The following is a 5,548-nucleotide window of genomic DNA, read 5'->3' as shown; positions in this document are numbered from 1 at the left end:
TTCCCCGGGGTAAAATCTTTTACCCCAATCCCTTCATACCTTCACCTTCCTTATTTCCCCGTCAGCGCAGATGGCTCATAGCTCGGACCAGGTATAAAAAATTTTTCTTGGATATCTCTTGCTTAAGCTAAAAGTGATTCCGGAGTACCGGGCTGCGCAATAAAAGTAACAGGATTTGTCGGGTTCTCAAAGGGAAAGGCTTCTTCCTGTCGAAATATTTTCCTTAAGAGGCTATTGCTACGGCGGGAGAGAAGCCTATGAAATTAACGCGGCGCCAGTTTTTGACTGGTGCTACCTCGGCCCTAACCCTGGGGCTACTGAACAGCAATCGCCTTCTAAAATATTTAAGCGCCTCCCTGGTAGGAGATAGGGATGTCCCGCCACTGGCGGAAGATTTACAGGTTACAGTAGACTGCGACTGGGTGCTAAAAAACGGCTTGCTCGTCGATGGCAGCGGCCGGCCCGCTTTTAAGGGTAATGTGGGCGTCAAAGGGGACCGTATTGTAGCTATAGGAGACTTTTCCTTCCCGCCTGGGGCACGGATCATCGAAGCCAGCGGTCTAGTAATAGCTCCTGGCTTCATCGATTTACATACCCATACGGAAGATTATATGCGGTACAACGGGCGAGCTGAGATGTTGCTTTTGCAGGGGGTTACCACCCATATCGGCGGCAACTGCGGTACTTCTGTGGCCTCTTTGCCTGCCTACTGGGAGCGCCTAGGCCCTTTGGGTATAAACTTCGGCCTGCTATGTGGTTACGGCACGTTGCGCCAGCGGGTGCTGGGATCTAGCAGGCGGGCTACGGCGCGAGAAATTACGGCCATGCAAAGAGAAGTGGCCAGCGCTTTAGAAGCTGGAGCCTTTGGCTTGTCCGTAGGGCTTTCTTACTGGCCTCAGAGCCTGGCCACAACTACTGAACTAGTGGAGCTCTGTCGGGTGGTCGCCCAATATGGAGGCTTTTATGCTACCCATATTCGCAGTGAAGAGGATGGTGTACTGCTTGCCGTAGAGGAAGCCATTGCCATTGGTAGGCAGGCAGGTGTACCTGTACAATATTCCCACATAAAAACAGCCCAGCGCCGCAACTGGGGCAAGATGGCCCGGGTGTTAAGTTTGTTAGAAAGGGCACGCGAGGAGGGCTTGGACATCACAGCCGATGTTTATGTTTATACCTTTTCCAGCCTGGATGTAGGTTCCACCCGAGAATCTATCAGCGAAGAGGACATGCTTTTAGCCTTAAAACACCCTCTGGTCATGATAGCCAGCGATACAGGCCTGCGGCCCGATGGCCGGGCCAGCCATCCCCGGGCCTACGGCAATTATCCTCGGGTGCTGGGGCTTTTTGTCCGGGAGCGCAAGGTGCTTACCCTGGAAGAGGCTATCCACAAAATGACCTACCTGCCGGCCAGGCGGCTGGGCTTAACCGAACGTGGCATTCTAGTACCCGGTGCCAGGGCGGATATTATAGCCTTTGACCCTGTCACTATATCTGATAGAAGTACTCGGGAGAACCCCAATATCTTAGCCACGGGAGTGCGCTACGTTTTCGTTAACGGCCAGCTAGCCGTAAAGGAAGGTGTCCCCACCGGTGTTTTGGCTGGACAGGCCTTGCGCAAAACTTAGGGAGGGGCCTAAGCCCCGTTGTCCTTAATGTTTTATGGGCTGTTGCCGGTGAGAGCAACAATAAATAATAAGGAGGAAAGCCAGGTGGAGGGCCAGCACTTGCCCGGTAATGTTCATCTTGAAGCTTTACCAGGCCGGCCTTTGCTCAACTGGTTGGGCAAGCATCCTTTGAGGGAGGTCAAGTATTACGAAGCTCAGCTTAAGGAACAGTATGGGGTACCTGATGAGGACGGTTGGGTTAACCGCCTTTACTGGGGCGATAACCTGCAGGTAATGAGCCACTTGATGAAAGAATTTCGGGGCAAGATTAAGCTTATCTATATAGATCCACCTTTTGATTCCAAGGCTGATTACCGGAAAAAAATAAGGCTTAAAGGACGGGCAATAGAAGGTTCCCTTTCGGTTATCGAAGAGAAACAATATAGCGACATCTGGGCCAACGACCAGTACCTTCAGTTTATCTATGAGCGGCTGCAACTGATGCGGGAGCTCCTTTCCCCTGATGGTTCCATTTATGTTCACATGGACTATCGCCGCGGCCACTACATTAAAGTTATTCTGGACGAAGTTTTCGGGGCCAACAATTTTCGTAATGAAATAGTGGTCCGTCGGGCCACCAAAAATCTTCAAAGCCAGTTTCAGGAAGTAGCCATGTTAAATGTGGCTACAGATAGTATTTTTTGGTATTCCAAGACTCCTAGCGCCCGTTACCGTGCTCCGCTTAAAAACGCCAGCGCCAGACAGCGCCGGGGAAGATGGGCCAGTTTTTATAATGATGAAGACAGGCCCACCATGCGTTACGAATTGTTTGGTCAGACCCCTGTTCGCGGACAGTGGAAGTGGAGCAAGGAGAGGGCTTACCGGGCGGTGGCCAATTACGAGGAATACCTAAGACATTACGCTGACCGGATAAGTTTAGAAGAATACTGGGAAAAGACGGGGCGGAAGTTGGAATTTTTGCGGCCCAACCCCAGGACGGGCAAACCCGAGTATTGGGTGGAACCCCAAAAGGAAGTCCCATGTGATTCTAACTGGCTGGATATACCTGCCTACTCCCATAGCACCGGTTACCCTACGGAGAAAAGCGAAGCTCTGCTAGAGCGCATCATCCGGGCAGCTAGTGACCCGGGTGATCTGGTGGCCGACTTTTTCTGCGGCTCGGGCACTACTCTGGCCGTGGCTCAGAAACTGGGCCGCCGCTGGATTGGCAGCGATATCAATTTAGGAGCCATTCATACGACAATAAAAAGGCTTTCTGCAATAATAGAAAAGCAAATTCGGCAAAAGTTGCGGCAAAAGCTTTGTCCTGCCTTTGCCCTCTATAACGTTAATCATTATGATCTCTTCAAAAATGCCCTGGAAGCCAAAGAGATTGTCATGAAACTTTATGGCGTAGAACCCACCCCTGGTTCCTTTTTTGATGGTCTCCTGGACGGCAAATGGGTAAAAGTAATAGATCTAAACCGGGTGTGTACCAAGGAGGATGTGGAAGCCGTTTTTACAGAAATCCTGTCCCGGGACGAGAAGGAAATAGTCACTACCTACCGACGCGGTGTGCTTCTCCTCTGTAGCGGGCACGAATACGATGTAGAGGAGCATGCTCGTAAGCTGAACGTAGTTAATATTCCCTTTGAGATCAGAGATATTCTTACCGATCGCCAGGATATAATTTTCAAACGGCCGCCGGAAGCTGATATTGTCTTAAAGCGGGAGGGCGCCAGGGCCATTATTGAAATTCGTCAGTTTTATTCCCCCCTCGTTTTGCAGAAACTGCAGCTGGAAGAGAACCCGGAAGAGGTCGTAGAATGGCGCCAGATCGTTGAGGCCGTACTTATTGACCCTGACTATGACGGCGCGGTGTTGCGGCCGGTCCTCCAGGATGTGCCTTCGGATCAAGAGATGGTCAAAGGAGTGTACACCGTTGATTTAACTAAGCCGGGGCAAAAAATAGGTATCAAAATTGTGGACGTGCTTTCCGAGGAATATTTTACCGTGCTGGAAGTTTAACCCCTAATTTTTATTTCAATACCCCGATCTCCCTCTGTAAGTCGGTGTTAACCCAGATCCCGTCAAAGCCTGAGGGGTCGGGGTCAGAGACGGCCACATAAATCCACTTACCCCGTACTTCAGTTACTACCCCATCAAAGCCCTGATCCTCCCCATCCCGGCGTATAAATACCCTTTTACCCTTAAGCCATTCCATGTTCAGAATCTCCCTCCCTTATATTCCTACTTCCGTGCAATAGCGCGGTATAGCATTGCGCTGAATACAAGCAGCAATATAAATAGAATGAACCAGGTCAAAAACCGAGGCGCATAGTATTGGTATCCCCAGGGAGTGTAATAATACTGTGGCGCGAACAAAAGGTGGTGCCACCAGGGCAGGCTCCAGTAGATATTGTGGTAGTAGTAGGGCGGTTCCGGTGGCGAGCCATAAACCTGTACCGGAGGTTTCTGGGGATACTTGTCTTGCTGGGCGGTCGAGGAGCGGTCCCAGGTACCGGTGTAGGATGGCCGGTCGGTGGTATAGGACGGCGTAGGGGAGGAAAAGCTTTTTCGACCTGTTTTATAGTCTTGGTAGAGGGTGGTGGGTGGAGCGGTCTCCCGGGGAGTAGTAAAGGACCGGCCGCCCGGCGCAGTAAATCCTTTCCCACCAGAAGTGGAGGGAGCGGGCACGCTTGCGCGCCCAGAACCTCCGAAGGATTTGCCACTTACAAAACCGGAACCGCTGGTAAAACTCCTACCGCCGGAAAAACTTGACCGTCCGCCGGAGAAACCCCCGCCTTTGGCAAGGGCCGGTAAAGGCCATATGGTCAGGGCAAAAAGCAAACACACTATGAGGGCTGCTATTTGTTTTTTGGACATAAAATCAATTCGCCTCTCCCTTGCCGGCTTTTAACTGTCCCAGTTCTTCTTCCACGGATTGGTAGGCAGCCTTAATCCGCGACCGCGCCAGTTCAGTTTCCAGAGAACTCGTGGCCAAAAGCTCGCTGGCTTCCGCCTGGGCTTCCAGGTCGATAACCTTATCTATCAGGCGTTCCAATTGAGACAAGCCGGGCCCCACCTCCAGACTTTCGATAGCCTCGCTCGCTGCCTGCCGGGCTTCGGCCCTGCGCAGCCGCAAGATAAGCTCGTCCCGTTGGTCCTTTACTTGGCCTAGTTTCTTTTCCAGGAGGCGATAGCTCTCCCGCATTTCACAGAGCACTTTTTGCTGCCGGGCTAGTTGCTCTTTTAATTCGGCCAAGGTGCCCTCGGCAAAAGCCTTACGCTCCAGGGCTAGGCGAGCCAGATCATCGCGGTTTTTAGCCACGGCAGGCTGAACCTCTGCCAGCCGGTATCCCCGGGACAAAAGGCGGTCCGCGTCTCGGGCCAGGGTAGCCGGGTTACAGGATACATATATAACCCACTGGGGCCGGCAGGCTGCCACAGAGCTTTCCCAGTCTGATTAGGGCATCCACTACCTGCCGGGTCTTAATTTCGAGCTGTAAAGGATAACCGGCATGCTGCAGAAGATGGCGGCCACCGCAAGCATAATACACTTTACAGGGAGGTTCAATTCGGCTGGCTGCAGGATGGGTAACCTCTAACAGGCGACTGCGGGCATAGTCTTTTTTTACCTCAGTTATAACGCATTCCACTACTTCTCCCGGGAGGGCGTAGGGCACAAATACAACCTGGCCGCTGCTTGTGCGTCCTACTTCTTCTCCTCGGTGGGAACAACCTGTAATGGTTAACGTTATCTTTTGTCCAATTAGTGCTCCTATAACCATCGTCTGAAAACAGTAAATAGCAAAATGGCCCTCAATGCCCTAGGTGGAATCTACTTTTAATTCTACCATATTGCCGTCTAAAAGTGATGTGATAAACCCCTTAAATCAAGGCTAATTGCAGTCGAAAACACGAGATAAATAATAGGTGATGTT

At 51.5% G+C, this 5,548-nt stretch carries 6 protein-coding genes; 2 read left to right on the top strand and 4 right to left on the bottom strand.

Features of this window, described 5'->3' with window-relative positions; translation table 11 throughout:
* Window positions 1-257: 257 nt before the first annotated feature.
* Entirely contained in the window at window positions 258-1,625 is a 1,368-nt protein-coding gene (locus AC1BI1_RS15080) for an N-acyl-D-amino-acid deacylase family protein (RefSeq protein ID WP_476718131.1), read from the top strand.
* 84 nt (window positions 1,626-1,709) lie between these two features.
* Window positions 1,710-3,632: a site-specific DNA-methyltransferase gene (locus tag AC1BI1_RS15075; RefSeq protein WP_476718130.1), complete on the top strand. Its 1,923-nt coding sequence runs from the start codon at window positions 1,710-1,712 to the stop codon at window positions 3,630-3,632.
* Window positions 3,633-3,642: 10 nt separating this feature from the next.
* Here the strand turns inward: AC1BI1_RS15075 and AC1BI1_RS15070 are convergent, their stop codons facing one another.
* From AC1BI1_RS15070 to AC1BI1_RS15055, 4 genes are read right to left on the bottom strand one after another with little or no spacing between them, the layout of a single operon-like run.
* The gene (locus tag AC1BI1_RS15070; protein ID WP_476718129.1) at window positions 3,643-3,828 is read right to left on the bottom strand and encodes a hypothetical protein; all 186 of its coding nucleotides are present in this window, start codon (window positions 3,826-3,828) and stop codon (window positions 3,643-3,645) included.
* A gap of 26 nt (window positions 3,829-3,854) precedes the next feature.
* Entirely contained in the window at window positions 3,855-4,490 is a 636-nt protein-coding gene (locus AC1BI1_RS15065) for a hypothetical protein (RefSeq protein WP_476718128.1), read from the bottom strand.
* Between the two features lie 4 nt (window positions 4,491-4,494).
* Complete coding sequence (locus AC1BI1_RS15060) at window positions 4,495-5,052, bottom strand: PspA/IM30 family protein (protein WP_476718127.1); 558 nt, start codon at window positions 5,050-5,052, stop codon at window positions 4,495-4,497.
* Window positions 5,009-5,395, bottom strand: a complete 387-nt coding sequence (locus AC1BI1_RS15055; RefSeq protein WP_476718126.1) for a TRAM domain-containing protein — start codon at window positions 5,393-5,395, stop codon at window positions 5,009-5,011. Before AC1BI1_RS15055 ends, AC1BI1_RS15060 begins: the two co-directional genes overlap by 44 nt.
* Window positions 5,396-5,548: the final 153 nt, after the last annotated feature.

The sequence above is a fragment of the Thermanaeromonas sp. DSM 22490 genome (assembly GCF_056378755.1).
This window is presented reverse-complemented; position numbering and strand designations above follow the sequence as displayed.

Coding starts and splice junctions, on each gene's coding strand:
- AC1BI1_RS15055 (WP_476718126.1), bottom strand. CDS start 5,395: ATGGTTATAGGAGCACTAATTGGACAAAAGATAACGTTAACCATTACA.
- AC1BI1_RS15070 (WP_476718129.1), bottom strand. CDS start 3,828: ATGGAATGGCTTAAGGGTAAAAGGGTATTTATACGCCGGGATGGGGAG.
- AC1BI1_RS15065 (WP_476718128.1), bottom strand. CDS start 4,490: ATGTCCAAAAAACAAATAGCAGCCCTCATAGTGTGTTTGCTTTTTGCC.
- AC1BI1_RS15080 (WP_476718131.1), top strand. CDS start 258: ATGAAATTAACGCGGCGCCAGTTTTTGACTGGTGCTACCTCGGCCCTA.